Here is a 16,531-nt window from a genome sequence, read left to right on the forward strand (position 1 = left end):
GCCGCCCTTGTACTGCGGTACGCCACACCGCCCGCCTCTGCTGGGCAGTGCGCGTCGACAGGCGGTGCAAGACCGGCCATGCCGAGCGTCCCAGAGCCAGGCCGCGGCAACGCTATGGCCGCACCCGCTCCCAGATCCGCAGAAAATTACCGCTATACACATCCACGATGCGTTGCGTGGGCCAGCCGGCATCCAGCATCGCCTGCGTGAGCTTGGGCAGATCCGCCCCGCTGCGCATCCCGGTCGGCAGGCTGGAAATGCCGCCATCGAAATCGCTGCCGAAACTCAGGTGTTTCCATGGATCTTCGACGATCCCCATGGCGGCAATCTGCCGGGCAAACGCTTCGTAATACCCAACGACAATGGCAAGATCGGCATCCATGTCCGGCGTGCCATCGGCCAGATAGGCGTGTTGCAAGAAGTACGGCGCCAGGATGACGCTGATGCAGCCACCGGTCTGCACGATGGCACGGATCGCCGCATCGTCGAGCGCCCGGTCCAGGTGACGTGAGGGCCGCGTTTCCACACCACGCGTGACGCTGCGCGATGCGCCATGCGAGACGAAGGCCGGCACGTCGCGACGGATGCAGATGCCGCAAGCGTCAAGGATCCCCTGGCTCGAGGTATGCGAAAGATCCACCAGAAGCCCGGCATCGATGCAGCGCTCCACCACCTGCCGGCCAAACGCCGTCAGCCCCGCGCCCTTCTTCTCGCCCCACGGATTGAGCGATGCATAGCCAGCCTGGGAGATGTCGGTATGGCTGAAATGATTGAGCGTCAGATAGGCGGCGCCGTCCTTGGCAGCACTGTCCAGACGCGCCAGCCGCAGCGCCTGGGTGCGGCGCCCGCGTGGCCCAAGCATGTGCGCCCCCTCCAACGACAGGATGGCGCTGCACAGACCCGCTGCGCGAATCGCGCGGAGCTCGGCGGCGCTGCGTGCCAGCCGCATTCGCCCGCCGCTGGCCGCCACCATCTCCTGGACATAGCGCCGATGCTCCACCCAGTGTTTCCAGGGGTCGAGAAAAGGCACGCCGATGAGGTTTTCCCAGAGTGCATGGGCGCTGAAACAGGCACCGCCATAGCCGCCCGCGAGAAAGTCCGGGCCGCTCACGTGGTACATCAGCGGTTGGTTGCGACCTCGCGGCGAGGTCTTGGACATCAACCAGAGGATCGGAGAACGCCGATGTGCTTTCCAATCGCCCTTCCAGAAATCGAAGCCGCCTAGCCGCGACAGATACAGCGAATCCAGATGCGTATCGACCGGACACGCTAACGCATGCACTGCTTCCAGCGTGAGCGGCGGAACCAAGTCGGCCAGATTGTCGGAGGAAACTGCATGCATGGGCGAACCCCGGCAATGACGTCTGACGACGTCGCCAATAAAAGCGCGTGTTCCGCGTTGAAGATCCGGTCGCTATTCTTCGAGCGCCCTGATGGGTGGAGCATGTGCGTCCAAAGGAGAATAACCGAACTGGACCGTCAGATCCCCGGGGCGAGTGCCCGGCCCGAGAGGAAAGCGCAGGACTGCTGACGCGTTTCTCGTTTCGCAGCGCACCGCGTCGGTGCGGGGGTTTTTTCGTTATTGGACCGGCCGTCGTCTCACCAGGAATCGACGGGTCCTGGAGGCTTTTGGCGACGATGCCGCATGCCGGGATGGGGAGCCCGCCGATATCGGCTAAGAGCAGCAAACAGAACTGCTGCGCAGCCGCGGCGGCTCCTGGACAGTTGGGTTAGTGTGCGTGCGAGATTGCGGACGCACTGCCCTGATGCCGTGGTCCGTGGCCAGGCCGACGCCTGAACACATCAACGTCGCCAGCAACGACGGGGGCAATTGCCGGTTGCACTCGCGTCATGAGCGCTGGCCGCCGGTTACAGCTGACACGCCCGCCAGCGCACACAACGCACCAACACACTGCCACGCTTCCAATTCCTCACATCCGCGCACGCAGGCGCCGCGCAACTTCGCTGACCGCTGCGATGACTGCGGTCAGCGCGACCATCGAGAGGAATTGCGCGCGCGTATCGGCCGAAGAGGCCAACAACACGAAGATCACGCCCAGGATGACCAGCGCCAGCACGGTCAGAAACGGATAGCCGCGCATGCGGAACGGCAATGCAAGGCCGGCACGGTCCGCGCGGGCGCGCAAGATCAGTTGCGATACCAGCGAGATCGTCCACACCAGCAGACAGGTGGCGCCGACGATGTTGAGCAGCATTGGCAACACCTTGTTCGGATACAGCAACTCCAGCGCTGCGGCGGCGAAGCCGAACAACACGCTGGCGATCACCGCCAACAGCGGCACTTGCTCGCCGCTGGTCCTGGCCAGCAGCCGCGGCGCTTCGCCGCGCTGGGCCAGCGAGAAGATCATCCGCGAGGCGCCGTACAGATTGGCGTTGAGCGCCGACAGCAGCGCGACCACCGCCACCAGGGTGATCGCCGTGGCGGCACCGGGAATGCGTGCCACGTCCAGCACGGCCGCGAACGGCGAGCTGAGCGCGGCGCTGGTCCACGGCACCACCGCCACGATCACGCTGATCGACCCGATATAGAACACCAGGATGCGCCAGGCGACAGTGCGAATGGTGCGCGCCAGGCTACGTCCCGGGTCGGCGGTTTCCGCGGCGGCCACCGCCACGATTTCGGTGCCGCCGAAGGCAAACACCACCACCAGCAACGCCGAGCCGATACCGGCCAGGCCCTTGGGCGCAAAGCCGCCGTTCTGGGTGAAGTTGGACAGCCCAGGCGATGCCACTCCGGGCAACCAGCCCGCCAGCAACGCCACGCCGATCAGCAGGAACACCACGATCGCCAGCACTTTCAGAATGGCGAACCAGAATTCGAACTCGCCAAAGTTGCGCACGCCGAGCAGATTGATCGCAGTGAACGTGGCCATGAACAGCAACGCCAGCAACGGCACCGGCAACGCCGGCCAGACCGTGGCCAGAAGCCCGGCGGCACCTACCGCTTCGGCCGCAATCACCACCACCACCTGAAACCACCACAGCCAGCCCACGGTGGCGCCGGCCGTCGGGCCCATCGCATCGGCGGCGTACACCGAGAATGCCCCGCTGGCCGGCTTGGCGGCGGCCATTTCGCCCAGCGCGTTCATCACGATGATGACCAACGCCCCGGCAATCAGATACGAGATCAGTACCGCCGGACCGGCCGCGTGGATGCCCACACCAGAACCTAGAAACAGCCCGGCGCCGATCGCCGTGCCCAGGCCCATCATCATCAATTGCCGCGGCTTCAGCGCATGGCGCAAGGCAGGCGCGGCGGGCGCAGCGGTCTCAGCAACGGAATCGGTCGGAAGCGGCATGGACAGGCTTGCATGGATGGAATCGCGACACGATACCGCGTCGCAGCGCCTGCCGCGCCTCTTGACGCCAGCCCGGGGAAGGAGTGGCGATGTCTCGCGATCGCGCCTTGCGCGCGGGTGTGCAGCAGCCACGCCCGGCAACCTGCCGGTGCGCGCCGTCACCTGACGGCCGATGCAGCGCGCGCCTGTCACCTGTCGGGCAAAGCACATCCCCGAACAAGCCGGGGACGTGCCTCGATGCCGCCAAGAGCCAAGAGCCATCATGTGCGCAGCTTCCGGATGGACGGCCGCTACTCGTCATCGGCTTGTCCCCCGGAAACGCTGCGCTTGCTGTGCGCCGCCCAGGCCCTCCTGACCAGCGCTTTCTACAGCTCATTGGCGACTCCGGGCGCTACCGGTCACTCCGCCAGGTTCTTGCCCGCACCCGCGGTGGCGATCACCTTGGCCTTGACCTGTGCTGCCGGCGTCACGGTGTAGATGTAGCCCAGCGACTCCGGGAACACCTTGGAGCTCACCCAGTTGGTGGCATTGGCGTAGGGCTTGCTGCCGTCCGGCGTGCTCCAGGTGATGCCGCTGCCAACGTAGTTGTTGATCAGGTCCCAGTAGCCGATCTCGCTGCTGTCGCGCGAAGTCACCGGGTTCTTGATGTTCTCGAAGTAGTTGGACTCGATCTTGGCCACCCCACCCATGCGCACGTTGATGCCCGAGGTAAACACATTGTTGAAGTAGTTGTTGTAGATGTGGCTCAAGCCGCGGCGCTGCAATGGCAAGCGCGATTCCACGTTCTCGAAGCGGTTGTGGTGATACGTGGTGCGCGCAGCCGAGTTCTTGGTGTCGCTGTCGCTGTAGCCATTGAGCGCGACCTTTTGATAGTTGTAGACATAGTTGTATGACACGGTGACGTGGTGCACGCCCTTCTTCATGTCGATGCCGCCATCGAAGGAGGCATCGCCTGCACCGGAGCACTTGGTGAGCGAGGCGAAGATGGTGTTGTGGTCGATCCAGATCTTGGACGGCTCGCCGCTGGAGTTGCCTTCCAGCGAAATCGAATCGGCATCTTCGCCGCCTTGCAGCAAACCGATGGTCATGTTCTGGATGATCACGTTGTGCGCATTGCCTACCACACGCACGCCGAAGTTCGCCGACGAACCATTGGCGCCCTTGATGGTGACATCGCTCTTGTTCTTGATCTGCACGGTCTTGGCCGGCAGCTTCCATTGCGCGCACACGTCCTTGATGGTGCCGAAGTCGAACTGGCCGGTGTAGTTGAGCACCAGTCCGCCGCTACCGGAATAGTTGTCGATGGCGGCCTGCACTGCTTCGAACGTCGCCACGTTGACTGGTGTCTTGTTGCCGCCGCCGGTAGTGGCCGCACCGTAACCGACCGGGCCGGCAATCGCGCCCGCGGCGCAAGCGGACAGTGCAAGCGCGAGTGCGCCGTGTAGCGTCTTGATGATCATGGAGCCTCTCCCAATGAAGTCGACAAGCAATGCCGGCCGCCTGCGCAGTGGCGACGACAACGGCAAGGCGATGCGTGGGGGGCTGCATTCTTCGCGCGATTTAAAACATAAAACAATTATTCATCTTTGAAACTTAGACACACCGCGGTGTTCTCTTTCCGGGACATGCAAAAGGGACAGCCAAGGACAGCCGGGACAGGACACGCCAATGCCATGCGATAGCCCTGTGTTGATCGACGCATGTGTGCATGTGCTGCAGACGCCGGCGATGCGCAGGCGTTCGGGCGTGCAGAGCGATTGCGCCTGCAACCGTGACGATCCACGTGCCGACGCAGCGACAGGCATGGGCGCACTCAGTGCATGCCTGGCGATGGCAGCTGGCCAACTGCAATGCAGTCATGCATTGCAGCACTGCATCTACATCGGCACGAAGATGCAAACGCAAGCTGTCGCGCGCCAGCGCCGTCGCGGCGCATCAGAGCGCTGACGTGCCTGCCTGCCGATAGCCTGGGTTATCTCCCACGCTGCGGCGTGTGCACTGCGACGCTCGCGCATCATCGTGCGCCGGCGGCCCGAAACGGGCTTGCGTCAAAGCGCGAACCTCCATCGACACAGCTGCCCGGAACAACGCGCGCAGCGCCACGCGTGCAGCGATGCAAGCACGCAAGCGCTGCAGGGCCGCTATCGCAGGCACGGATTGATGGTGTCCACCCACAGCGACATCATCGCGGCAGGCAGGCAGCCAAACGCAGTGCAGTTGATCGGCCCGCTGGCTATCGCCACACCACACTGCACGCTCAGACAGCGCGATTGGCCAGTGCTGAGGAGCGCAGCATTTGTCCACCGGGCCACGGTGTCTGATCGTCCAGGAAATTGCCGACCAGGCGCATGCACGCCGCGCGTTCTTCCACGTGCGGCATGTGGCTGGAGTTGGCGAACACGTGCCAGCGCGCATCCGGGATCAACCGCGCATAGGGCTCGACGGTTTCCGGCGTGGCTTCGTCGTACTTGCCAGAGAGCACCAGCGTGGGTGCGGTGATGCGGTGCAGGCGCTCGATGATGCTCCAGTTGCGCAAGCTGCCCACCACGTGGAATTCGGTCGGGCCGTTCATGGCGTGATACACGGTGGGGTCGGCGTCGATGGCGGCAAACGTCCGCGCGACCTCGGCAGGCCACGGCAGCACGCGACATACGTGCTGCGCATAGAACACCTGACTGGCTGCGCGGTAGGCCGGATGGTCCAGCGTACCGGCGGCTTCGTGCTCGTCCAATGCGGCCTGGATATCGTCAGGCAGGCGCGCGCGCAGACGCAGCGCAGCCGCGCGCCACAACCCCATCGAGGCGGGCGAATTGGCGATGACCAGCGCTCGCAGGCCGGCCGGCCGGCGCACGGCGTGCTCGGCGGCGAGCATTCCGCCCCAGGACTGGCCCAGCAATGCGTACTGCGACAGCCCCAGATGCGCGATCAGCGTCTGCAGCTCGTCCAGAAACAGCCCCACTGTCCAGAAGCCTGGCTCGGCATTGCGCAGATGGGTGGAGTTTCCGTTGCCCAGCTGGTCGTAGTGGATCACCGCGCGGCCGTTGGCCGCCAGGTCCTTGAAGCTGTCCACGTAGTCGTGCGTGCATCCGGGGCCGCCGTGCAGCACCAACAGCGGGCAGGCATCTGCGCACAGGTCGCCGGTAATGCGGTACCAGGTACGGTAGCCGCGGAATTCGACGTAACCCTCGGTGCACTGCATGACCTGCGCCTGCCTACGGCAATGATGAGCCCCGAGCCTAGCGAGCACGCCGAGCGGCGTTAACTGGCAAATTTCACAGGTTTGGGCGCGCCCGGATGCGCGGTTGGCGCTGGCCGATAGCCGGTTCGATCGAACGCCTCGCATCGCCGAATGCGCTGGGTATCGCGCGACTCTACATCGCTCCTGGATCGAAATAGCTAGTTCGAATCAGCACATCTATCGCATCTGTCAGCGCCACTGGACTCCATTCGGACCGACAACAGATCAGCGTTCAGAACACAGGTGGGTCGCGCCAAGGAAACGACATGGCATGTGCGCTCTGCCGCTCCGAAACCCGCGAAGCCGCGCGTACCGCAGCGCGCAGGCACGCTCGAAAAAAAAATTATGGCTCCAGCAACCGATAGTGCATACCACGCACCACCGCTTCCACGCGGTTGCGGGCGCCCAGCTTGCGCGCGGCTGAATTCAGATGCAGGTTCACCGTGGCGGTTGAACGGTTGAGTGCCGCGGCAATCCGTTTGGACGTCAGGCCTTTTGCCGAATACTGCAGGCATTCGCGCTCGCGACGGGTCAGCGCGATGTGGTGGCAGCGGCGTTCCTGCGGTTCCAGCAACTCCTGCGCGCGCGCCTGGAAGGCGTGCGCCAGCAACAGGAACGGCAGCACCTGCGCTTCGGCCAACCGCGGCGCTTGTGCAGCGGCGGCATCGATCGCGCCGCTGAAGGTGGCAAATGCGCCACCAGGCAAATGCAGCGGCACGGTGACACCGGTGCCCATGCCGCTATCGCAGAGATAGCGCGTCACTTGCCGGTGCTGGCCCCCCACATATTCCACGCCCGCGCAGTGGCCGTCGGTGCGGTACGACCATACGAATGGCGTGGTACGCCGCGTTGCACGCTGCTGAACAGGGTCATGTTGGTAGTAGCCGTGCTCGCACCACACATGCTGCATATCGCCCGGCGCATTGCGCTGCATGAAGACCGTTGGCGTGATCAGCGCTCCCTCCAGACTCAGGGGCACCGGCGCATAGTCGTACACCAGCGACTGGAAACCGAGCGCGCAGACATCGCGAAATACCCGGTCCAGGCAGCTATCGAGCGTCTGCAACGCCTGCAGATCGCAGCCCAGGCTGGCCAGAATGTCGAACATGGTGCTCCTTCGGTACCGGTGGTTGCCAGCAGATGACATCCAGCATGGAAAACCTAGCACTTTTACCAATGGATGGGCTTGTCGGCCACATTATCGTCACAATGCCGGTCACATGGCGGCAGCACGCGACGGGCGTTCAGGTCGTCCGGGCGCTTGCGCTGCGTGCCGGCATTCCTTGCAACGGACACCTGCATGACCGACACGCCCCGCCGCGACGATGCGGCCACGCTGCAACGCTTCGGCTACGCACAGGAGCTCAAGCGGCAGCTCACGCTGAAGGATCTGTTGATCTACGGGCTGGTGTGCATGGTGCCCACGGCGCCGTTCTCGATCTTCGGCGGCGTCTTCGACATCAGTGCCGGAATGGTGCCGCTGACCTACCTGGTCGGCTTCGTGGCAATGCTGTTCACCGCACTGAGCTACCAGCAGATGTCGCAGGCATTTCCGGTGGCCGGTTCGGTATATGCCTATGTCGGGCGCGGGCTGAGCAGCGGCATGGGATTTCTGGCTGGCTGGGCGATTTTGCTCGACTACCTGCTGGTGCCGACGCTGTTGTACGTGGTCGGCGCAAATGCGATGCAGACCGTATTGCCGGCAATACCGCAGCCGGCGTGGATTGGGTTCTTCGTGGTGCTCAACACGGTGGTGAACCTGCGTGGCATCGAAACCACCGCACGCGCCAATCGCTTTTTCCTGCTTGCGCAGTTGCTGGTCCTGGCGGTGTTCGTGGTGCTGGCGACGCTGGCGATCCAGCGCGGCGTCAATGGTGCGCACTGGAGCTGGCGCCCCCTGTATAACCCGCAGGCGTTTTCTCCGCAGCTGATCTTCAGCGCGTTGTCGGTGGCGGTGGTGTCGTTCCTCGGCTTCGATGCAATCTCCACCATGTCCGAGGAAGCGCGCGGCGGCAACCGCGTGGTGGGGCGCGCAACCTTGCTGGCCTTGCTGATCGTGGCAGGCTTGTTCATCCTGCAAACCTGGCTGGCGGCATTGCTGCAGCCTACCCTGCAGCGCTACCCAAGCGCGCAGGCATCCAACGATGCGTTCTTCGAGATCGGGCGGTTGATCGCCGGGCCATGGCTGCAAATTGTCATTGCGCTCACGGTGGCGATCAGCGCGGCAATCGCCAATTCATTGGTTGCACAGGCGGCCACGTCGCGACTGTTGTTCGCCATGGCGCGCGACCGGCAACTGCCGGGCTTTCTGCGCTACATCCACCCGCGCACCGGCGTACCGCAGCGTGCGATCCTGCTGGTGGCGGGCCTGAGCCTGGTACTGGGCGAAGTCTTCGTCGGGCAGATCGCGCTGCTGTCGTCGCTGTGCAACGTCGGCGCACTGACCGCCTTCGTGTTGTTGCATATCGCAGTGCTGTGGCACTTCCGCACCTACGGCCGGCGTGTGCTGCATGGCGTGGTGCCCCTGATCGGGATCGTCATCCTGGCCTACGTCCTGCTCAATGCCGACCTGCATGCACAACTGGGCGGCGCTGCGTGGATGGCGGTGGGGCTGACGGTACTGGCGTTTCTGAAACTCAGCGGACGCTCCACCGAATTGCGCGCTAGCGACGCGCTGGAATAGCCTCAACAGCAGCACCGTCTGTTGTGCCGGCGTGCTCCTGGCCCACCCGTACTGCGGTGTGCGATGGATCAATCTCGTACTGGGCAACCTCAAACACGTCATCAAGGTGGTGCATCACGCCATCAGCGCAAATACGCAGGGCTTGACTTGCGGAGATGGACGATCGCTCACCGTCGATCCGCTTCACGATGCGCTGCCACGACTTGCCACGGGCATGTTGCAGTCCAAGCAGTGCCTGGAGCCGGTTTGACGTGCAGCGAGCGATCTTCGTGGCCAGGAGTCAGGATCAATCAAAAATTTAGAAACTCTCTCTTGGCCTGGAAAACTCATTTGCAATTTATTGCCGGCTATCTAATCCGGCCGGCGAGTGGCCGGCGGCTGGCGGTACGGCAGCCACGAGGTGAACAATTGCCTGCGGGAAAGACGCCGGTCTTCGGATGTTCCCTGCGACACTTCCATGGGAGAAAAGATGCGCTGCAGATCGCCCGGCTCGATCTTGCACAGGAAATAAGAGCGCCACAACGTCAATTCGTGATTGTCCGCCAGGTTGACAGTGCTGGCCGGGCCGTCCGTCACGGTGATGAACTGAGCGAAGCGATCACCGCTGGTGCTGCCGGCGCGCTCGTCAGCAGCCCCGGGGTGATCCCAGTGCGGGTGATGCATGAAAAAGGGCACCGACTGGATCGGATCCAGGGCGCGCGTAAACTGGCGCAGCGTGAATCGCAGTTCGCTGTCGTTCGATCTTAAGCTCTGCATATAGTGTGTGTCGGCGCCCGCCGGCCCGAGGCGCGGTGGATTGAATGAATAAATGCTGATCTTGCCCGGGGCTCCGGCCGCGCGCAGAAAGTGCGTGATGTCGAAGCCGGCGAGCGTGGCCGCTGCTGCGCCCAGACTGTGTCCCGTCAACGACATCGACAACGCCTTGCCGCTCTCCCGCGCGCGATTCGTGTAGCGTTTCAACACGTCCTTCATGACGGTTCCGTCGGCGCGCGGCAACTGAGCTTCGGACTGCCACCATTCCTGCCAGCCTGCTCCAACCTTGCCCAAGGTCGGAAGGCGCTCGTCAAATATGTTGACGTGTACCTGTGCGATCTGGCTTTTCATATCGCATAACAGATCGTCGGTCGCATTCAGGCATGTGCCGGAAAAACCCAGCACCGCCACAATCACATCGTCGGTCTCTCGCTCCCAGAGTTTCAACCGCCGCGTGGACATCGGCACATTCAGATGCAACCCACCGATGTCAGCCACCGTCGCCGGATCGCCCTTGTAGGATTCGCCTGCGCATGCGCGCATGCTTTCGAGCACAGTGCGGCAGCGTATTTCCCATTGCGGATCCTGTCCGTGCGGCTGCGCCGATGCACGATCCACTTGGGCAATCGCGCTGACGAGATCGCATGCCTGGGTATCTACCTGCGGCAGACGCATGCCAGATGACCGCCAGGCACCTGCCGTGATCGATCGTGTCGCGTTACGTCCGCGTTTGACCGGCGCAGCACTGAGACCTGGAAACGCACTGGCGCTGTCACGCGCGTGCCAGGGGAAAGCGGTCGCGAAGGCAGGCACGTCGCTATCGCCGTCGCGCGATTGCGCGTGCGGCAGCCTTGGAAAAGAAGTTGAGGTGGGTCGCATGCGACATGTTTCAGGTGAGTGCGCAGAGATTCTGTTTATATCCCCACCTGGCACGCAGCCAGAGATGTCGTCCACCGCCGTGAAAACGAACGAAGGATTCACTGGCTCCACCATCGCTGTGCATCCCTCAAGGCCGGGTTGAGGTCGCCCGAGGCCCTAGGAGCGCTGATCGCCACCACGACTATGACGTGGATTGAACACACCAAGCTGCCACTGCGCAGCTGGATGCTGGACTTGCACCTGCTGACTAGAACCAACATGGCCGCCCTGGGAGCCTATGCACCGCCCGGGGCCGACGGCATGACGGCCCAGTGGATGACAGACGCGTGCGGGCACTATATCGATCACGACCTTTCATTCCCGAACGAGATTTTCAGCACATATTCAGCTTTAAAGTTTCGCTAGGCTCGTTCGGCGCCAACGATGGCGCCCGCTTGTTGCAGCCCCCGCTGCAGCCTGACGACCCCTGACGAGAAGGACTACCCATGAATCGCAAGAACGCGATGTATCTGGCGTTGTTTTCCGCTGTTTCCGGCACCGCAGCGGCCGCCCCGCCGACCGAGATGGATGCAGCGCCGGTCACCACCGCGCCGCAGGCGGCCAAGCTTGGTGCGGCCACGTTGCAGTCGGCAAGTTTACGCGGCGGCGTTCTGCCCACGCGCGTGGTGCAGCTCACCGCACCTACCAGCGCCGAAATGGGTCGTGTGCGCGAACGTCGTATTGCACAGGTCAAGCATGGGCAGCCGTTGCAGATCGGTTTTTCGCGTGCGGTGACACAGCCGACGGTGAACCTGTCCAAGCTGGATTGGCAGATGGCTCCCGATGGCTCGCGCGTGGCCAGTCTCAAAGTCAGCTCCGCACAGGCGGCGTCGCTGCGTGCATCGCTGGTACTGCGTGGCGCCGGTGCAACGCCTGGCGACCCATCCAAGGTGACGCTGCGCTTTGCCGGCAACGATGGTCGCGTGTTCGAGCAATCCGGCGCCAGCTTTGCTGCCAGCGGCAACGATATCGGTTGGTCGCCGACGGTGAGTGGCGAGGATCTGCTGGTCGAGCTGTCGCTGCCGGCCGGGTTGTATCCGGAAAACTTCAGCCTCAGCATTCCGCAGTTGTCGCATCTGGATATCAGCCCCACTGCCAGCCCGCGCGACATGATGACCATTGCCATCGGCGAAAGCGATTCCTGTCAGAACGACATCGTCTGCCGTGCCAACCCCACGACCGGCTTCACCAGCGCCGCAAAGGCGGTGGCACGCATGGTGTTCACCACCAGCCAGGGCTCGTTCCTGTGCACCGGCACGCTGCTCAACAATACCAATTCGCCCAAGCGCAACCTGTTCTGGACCGCGGCGCATTGCATCAGCACGCAGACGGTGGCCAACACGCTGCAGACCTACTGGTTCTACGATGCGGCCAGCTGCAATGGCAGTACGGTCAGCTCGCAGGCAACCACATTGACGGGCGGCGCGTTCCTGCGGCATGCCAACACCACGCGCGACACCGCATTGCTGGAGCTGAAGACCGCACCGCCAAGCGGCGCGTTCTATGCAGCGTGGAATAGCGCGGCGATCGGTTCCACCGGCACCTCGATTGTCGGCATCCATCACCCATCGGGCGACGTCAAGAAGTATTCGCTGGGCACGGTGAATGCACTGAGCAGCTCCATCGATGGCAAGAGCCCGCTCTATCGCGTGGTGTGGAGCGACGGTGTGACCGAAGGCGGCTCGTCCGGCTCGGGCCTGTTCACCGTTGCCAGCGGTGGCGCCTACCAGCTGCGTGGCGGCTTGTATGGCGGCTATTCGTTCTGTAGCGCGCAGACCGATCCGGATTACTACTCGCGTTTCTCGGACGTGTATTCCACCATTTCCACCTACTTCGGCCAGTAAGCGGTAAGCCGCGTGGCAGGCGACCTTGTGCCTGCCACGCTTGATCGCGCATCGCCGGGCAATCCGTTTGCCGGGCGATGCGTCTTCGGCTCAGCGACCGTGCATGCGTTGATCCGTGCACTGAAGTGTCCGCAGGCTGTCCAATGCCACCACCATCTTCTTGCCACGCACTCAAGGCAACGGCGTGACGTGCTCGCGCGAGACATCGCTCCAGGGCTGTTTTTTGCAGCCTCGCTCAACACATTGATCGGTGTGCGGTTGCCGGCGCGATGGGTGTACCAGATCCACTTCGGCCAATCGGGAAATGCCTGATTGACGTCGACTGCACCAACGGCGCACTAGCGGCGGCGAGCGGCGCAATGATGCAGACTGATGGGGCCTGTTCCTTCACAACGGTCGCCCATGGTTCGCGCACGTGCCCCACTGCTGGTCATCACCCTTGTTGCCTTGGCGCTGCAAGCCCCCGCCCTGGCGGCCGGCAAGCCGGCTGATCGCGAGGACATCAAGGCCTATGCGCTGCAGCGGTGCCTGGATAACAACTACACGCGTAGCGGCAAGTACGCACCCGATCAGCTACGCGACCGCTCGTATCTGCTGACCACCTATGCGATGGACAACGCCAAGGTCGGCGCGACCGACCGCCTGCATCGCTTTGTCGACGCCAACACGGCGGGTTTTGACAAGCGCGAAATCCCGATGAAGGACGAAGCGCGCCGCGGCCCGTTCAATCGCATCTTCGCCCAATGCATGGCGTTCTATCGTTCGCCGGCCTTGGATGAATTCATTGCACACGAATTTTGAGCGTGGCAGCAGGCGCAGCGAAAAAATAGCGCCCCAACCGCTGTTGCGGATTGCTGCCAGCGACGCCTGCCGTATGGTGTGTACAGCACGCAGACTTGCATCGACACCCAACCCACGCACATCGGCACGAGCCGCAATGACCGCATCCCATCCCTTCCGCTCCCGCCGCACGCTGCTACGCACTGCATTAGCTGCGAGTTCGCTGACTGCGGTGGGGCAGCTCGGTGCTGCTGTGCGTCCGCCGGCACGACGAACATCCGCCAAGCCCGACTCCGCGCCGCCTGCACCCTTTCCGGCCAAGGGCAGCGTGCTGGTGCTGCTGGGCACCAAGGGTGGCCCGACACCTTCGCCATTGCGGGCCGCGGCCGCCAATGCCCTGGTCATCGACGGGCAACCGTATCTCATCGATTGCGGCAACGGCGTGGCGCAGCAACTGGTCAAGGCCGGCATGCGACTGCCCATGCTGCGCGATATCTTTCTGACCCACCACCATTCCGACCACAACGCCGATCTGCTCAACGTGGTGTGGCTGGCCTGGGCCAGCGGCCTGCAGACGCCGGTGCATCTGTATGGCCCACCCGGCATCGCCAGGATGGTGGACGCGTTTGTCGCCATGAATGCCATCGACATCCAGGCACGCATCCGTGAGGAAGGCCGCCCGCCGTTCGAAGCACTCATCCATGTGCATGAGTTCGACCAGCCCGGCACCGTTCTGAAGAACGATCAGGTCACCGTCACCGCCACCTTGGTGGACCATTACACGCTCAAGCCGGCCTTCGCCTATCGGTTCGAGGCGCCCGACCGCAGCGTGGTGTTTTCCGGCGATACGCGCTACCTGCCCGCGCTGGCCGAGTTCGCCAAGAACACCGACGTCCTGGTGCACGAGGTGATGTATCTGCCGGCGTTGCAGACGATGCTGAAGGCCAACGACAACGCACCCACATTGCTCGACCATCTGCTCAAGAGCCACTCCACCAGCGAAGAGGTCGGCATGATTGCGGCTGCGGCCAACGCGAAGATGCTCGTGCTCAATCACTTCGTCCCCGGCGGCGATGCGTCCATCACCGATGCGATGTGGAGCGAAGGCGCGCGCAAGCATTACACCGGGCCGATCGTGGTGGGCAAGGATCTGATGCGGCTGTAGCACTGCGCCCGCCCGCCGCGATCCAATGCCGGCCCCAGAGCGTGTTATGTACGTTGAGGGAGTGCGAGGCGTCGTGTAGCGCGTCGAGTAAGGCGTGCGCCTTGTCCAGGCTGGCCGCCTGGGCAAGGCGTGCAACGCGGTCTCGGTGCGCCACAGGGCGCTTCCCGGAGGATTGGCCGCCAGCAGCACGGAGTGCGCGCCGCGCGGCTTGCCTTGACGCCACAGCCAAGCCGCCAAGCACCGCGACGCCGCACGCCTCCGCTAGCGGGCAATGCACCTCATCTCAAGGTGCATGACCCGCTCTAGGCAGGCACCGGGCTACGCATCCCCCACACCTGTTCGCCTGCCTTGCAGTAGCGCTCGATGAAGTCCTGCTGCGAGGGCATCTGCTGCACGGCGTGCTGGATCGGCTGGGCGATACCGTCGAGCAGGCGGCGCAGGTCGTGGTCGGAAAATGCGCGCGTCAGCGGGTGATGCTGCTCGGGCGCAATGCCCTGCCCCATCAGCACGTGCGTCCAGGAATCGACACGAAACAGTTCATCGGCACCCTGCCAGGCGTGCGCGCGTTCGCGCCAGGCACGCAGGCGCAGCGCGAGCGACTCGGGCAGTTCCATCTGCCGGCACTGCTGCCATAGCGGTTCGTCGCGCTGGGTGGCGTGGTAGTGCAAGGTGACGAAGTCGCGCACGTGCTCCATTTCAGCGCGGCTGACGTCGTTGAACAGTTGCACCTGCGAGGGCGCAATGCCTTCGGCCGGAAACAGCGCCAGCAGCCGCACCACTGCAGAGATGGTGAGATGGATGCTGGTGGATTCCAGCGGCTCGATAAAGCCGCTGGCCAGACCGAGCGAGACCACATTCTTGTTCCAGGCCTTGAGCCGGCGGCCGGTGCGAAACGGCACCATCCACGGCTCCTTGACGGCAGGCGCAGCCACATCGCGCAGCAGCTTGGCGTGCGCTTCGTCATCGGACAGGTGCTTGCTCGAAAACACCAGGCCGTTGCCGACGCGATGCTGCAACGGAATATGCCAGCGCCAGCCGGCTTCGTGCGCGATGGCGCGGGTGTAGGGCACCGGTGGGCCGAGGGCTTCGGTCTGCACCGCTACCGCACGGTCGCACGGCAACCAATGGCTCCAGTCTTCGTAGCCGGTGTGCAGGGTCTGCTCGATCAGCAGACCGCGGAAGCCGCTGCAATCGATGAACAAATCGCCTTCGATCACGTGCCCGTCTTCCAGCACCAGGCTGGCGACATCGCCGCTGTGCGGCTGCACGGTCACCTGCTGAATCCTGCCTTCGACACGCTTGACGCCGCATGCCTCGCTGCGCGCGCGCAGGAACTTGGCATACAGCGCCGCATCCAGGTGATAGGCGTAATTGACCGCCGGCTCGCCATGCAGCGCAAAGCGGTCCACGCGCGAGGCCACCGTTTCCAGGCAGTAATCGCCGAAGCTGCCCGGCATGCCGCGGCGCTGGCTTTCCAGCCACAGGTGATGAAACGCGCACACCAGGGTGCTCTGCCCGGTGATGCCGAATGGATGGATGTAGCGCTCGCCCTGGCGGCGCCAATGCTCGAACGAGATCGACAGCTTGAAGGTACCTGCCACCGCACGCAGGAATTCCTGCTCGTCGATCTGCAGGAATCGGTGGAAGGTGCGGATGGGCGGCACCGTGGATTCGCCCACGCCGACGGTGCCGATCTGCTCGGACTCGACCAGGGTGATGTCAAGCAAATTGCGGAATTGATGCGAAAGCGCACAGGCAGCGATCCAGCCGGCCGTTCCACCACCGGCGATCACCACCTTGCGAATCTGAGCCTGAGTCACTGCGCACTCC

At 63.7% G+C, this 16,531-nt stretch carries 11 protein-coding genes and 1 pseudogene; 5 read left to right on the top strand and 7 right to left on the bottom strand.

Annotation, left to right across the window (positions count from 1 at the left end; genetic code table 11):
- Positions 1-112: 112 nt before the first annotated feature.
- From ACCQ15_RS14970 to ACCQ15_RS14980, 3 genes are all read right to left on the bottom strand, one after another.
- A complete protein-coding gene (locus ACCQ15_RS14970) occupies positions 113-1,342 on the bottom strand; it encodes a dipeptidase (protein ID WP_372380729.1) in 1,230 nt (409 codons plus the stop codon).
- Positions 1,343-1,931: 589 nt separating this feature from the next.
- A complete protein-coding gene (locus ACCQ15_RS14975; protein ID WP_136732799.1) occupies positions 1,932-3,320 on the bottom strand; it encodes an amino acid permease in 1,389 nt (462 codons plus the stop codon).
- Between the two features lie 398 nt (positions 3,321-3,718).
- Positions 3,719-4,780: a pectate lyase family protein gene (locus tag ACCQ15_RS14980; RefSeq protein ID WP_008573029.1), complete on the bottom strand. Its 1,062-nt coding sequence runs from the start codon at positions 4,778-4,780 to the stop codon at positions 3,719-3,721.
- 240 nt (positions 4,781-5,020) lie between these two features.
- Between ACCQ15_RS14980 and ACCQ15_RS14985 the strand changes: the two are divergent.
- Positions 5,021-5,208 (top strand): annotated as a pseudogene (locus tag ACCQ15_RS14985) (hypothetical protein); the annotation flags it as partial.
- A gap of 369 nt (positions 5,209-5,577) precedes the next feature.
- On the opposite strand, the gene ACCQ15_RS14990 reads toward ACCQ15_RS14985, so the two are convergent.
- Together ACCQ15_RS14990 and ACCQ15_RS14995 are read right to left on the bottom strand one after the other, a co-directional pair.
- Positions 5,578-6,519: a proline iminopeptidase-family hydrolase gene (locus tag ACCQ15_RS14990; protein WP_008573030.1), complete on the bottom strand. Its 942-nt coding sequence runs from the start codon at positions 6,517-6,519 to the stop codon at positions 5,578-5,580.
- Positions 6,520-6,901: 382 nt separating this feature from the next.
- Positions 6,902-7,666, bottom strand: a complete 765-nt coding sequence (locus ACCQ15_RS14995) for a LuxR family transcriptional regulator (protein WP_008573033.1) — start codon at positions 7,664-7,666, stop codon at positions 6,902-6,904.
- A gap of 192 nt (positions 7,667-7,858) precedes the next feature.
- Between ACCQ15_RS14995 and ACCQ15_RS15000 the strand changes: the two genes are divergently transcribed.
- Positions 7,859-9,241 carry an APC family permease gene (locus ACCQ15_RS15000; RefSeq protein ID WP_372380730.1) on the top strand — a complete coding sequence of 461 codons (1,383 nt, stop codon included), beginning with the start codon at positions 7,859-7,861 and terminating at the stop codon, positions 9,239-9,241.
- Positions 9,242-9,592: 351 nt separating this feature from the next.
- Here ACCQ15_RS15000 and xopAP read toward each other — a convergent pair whose 3' ends face one another.
- Positions 9,593-10,873: a XopAP family type III secretion system effector gene (gene xopAP, locus ACCQ15_RS15005; RefSeq protein ID WP_372380731.1), complete on the bottom strand. Its 1,281-nt coding sequence runs from the start codon at positions 10,871-10,873 to the stop codon at positions 9,593-9,595.
- Positions 10,874-11,358: 485 nt separating this feature from the next.
- Here xopAP and ACCQ15_RS15010 point away from each other — a divergent pair, with 485 nt between their 5' ends.
- From ACCQ15_RS15010 to ACCQ15_RS15020, 3 genes are all read left to right on the top strand, one after another.
- Positions 11,359-12,756 (top strand): trypsin-like serine peptidase, encoded by a 1,398-nt coding sequence (locus ACCQ15_RS15010; protein ID WP_008573041.1) that lies wholly within the window; start codon positions 11,359-11,361, stop codon positions 12,754-12,756.
- A 402-nt stretch (positions 12,757-13,158) separates the two neighbouring features.
- On the top strand, positions 13,159-13,557 hold the full coding sequence (locus tag ACCQ15_RS15015; RefSeq protein ID WP_209261271.1) for a hypothetical protein: 399 nt from the start codon (positions 13,159-13,161) through the stop codon (positions 13,555-13,557).
- Positions 13,558-13,693: 136 nt separating this feature from the next.
- Positions 13,694-14,701: an MBL fold metallo-hydrolase gene (locus ACCQ15_RS15020; protein WP_033478686.1), complete on the top strand. Its 1,008-nt coding sequence runs from the start codon at positions 13,694-13,696 to the stop codon at positions 14,699-14,701.
- Positions 14,702-15,003: 302 nt separating this feature from the next.
- Here ACCQ15_RS15020 and ACCQ15_RS15025 read toward each other — a convergent pair whose 3' ends face one another.
- On the bottom strand, positions 15,004-16,521 hold the full coding sequence (locus ACCQ15_RS15025; RefSeq protein ID WP_218490120.1) for a tryptophan halogenase family protein: 1,518 nt from the start codon (positions 16,519-16,521) through the stop codon (positions 15,004-15,006).
- Positions 16,522-16,531: the final 10 nt, after the last annotated feature.

This window comes from Xanthomonas sp. NCPPB 1754 (assembly GCF_041475725.2).
Classification (GTDB): Bacteria; Pseudomonadota; Gammaproteobacteria; order Xanthomonadales; family Xanthomonadaceae; genus Xanthomonas; species Xanthomonas euvesicatoria.

Coding starts and splice junctions, on each gene's coding strand:
- ACCQ15_RS15020 (WP_033478686.1), top strand. CDS start 13,694: ATGACCGCATCCCATCCCTTCCGCTCCCGCCGCACGCTGCTACGCACT.
- ACCQ15_RS14990 (WP_008573030.1), bottom strand. CDS start 6,519: ATGCAGTGCACCGAGGGTTACGTCGAATTCCGCGGCTACCGTACCTGG.
- xopAP (WP_372380731.1), bottom strand. CDS start 10,873: ATGCGACCCACCTCAACTTCTTTTCCAAGGCTGCCGCACGCGCAATCG.
- ACCQ15_RS15000 (WP_372380730.1), top strand. CDS start 7,859: ATGACCGACACGCCCCGCCGCGACGATGCGGCCACGCTGCAACGCTTC.
- ACCQ15_RS14975 (WP_136732799.1), bottom strand. CDS start 3,320: ATGCCGCTTCCGACCGATTCCGTTGCTGAGACCGCTGCGCCCGCCGCG.
- ACCQ15_RS14980 (WP_008573029.1), bottom strand. CDS start 4,780: ATGATCATCAAGACGCTACACGGCGCACTCGCGCTTGCACTGTCCGCT.
- ACCQ15_RS15010 (WP_008573041.1), top strand. CDS start 11,359: ATGAATCGCAAGAACGCGATGTATCTGGCGTTGTTTTCCGCTGTTTCC.
- ACCQ15_RS15015 (WP_209261271.1), top strand. CDS start 13,159: ATGGTTCGCGCACGTGCCCCACTGCTGGTCATCACCCTTGTTGCCTTG.
- ACCQ15_RS14970 (WP_372380729.1), bottom strand. CDS start 1,342: ATGCATGCAGTTTCCTCCGACAATCTGGCCGACTTGGTTCCGCCGCTC.
- ACCQ15_RS14995 (WP_008573033.1), bottom strand. CDS start 7,666: ATGTTCGACATTCTGGCCAGCCTGGGCTGCGATCTGCAGGCGTTGCAG.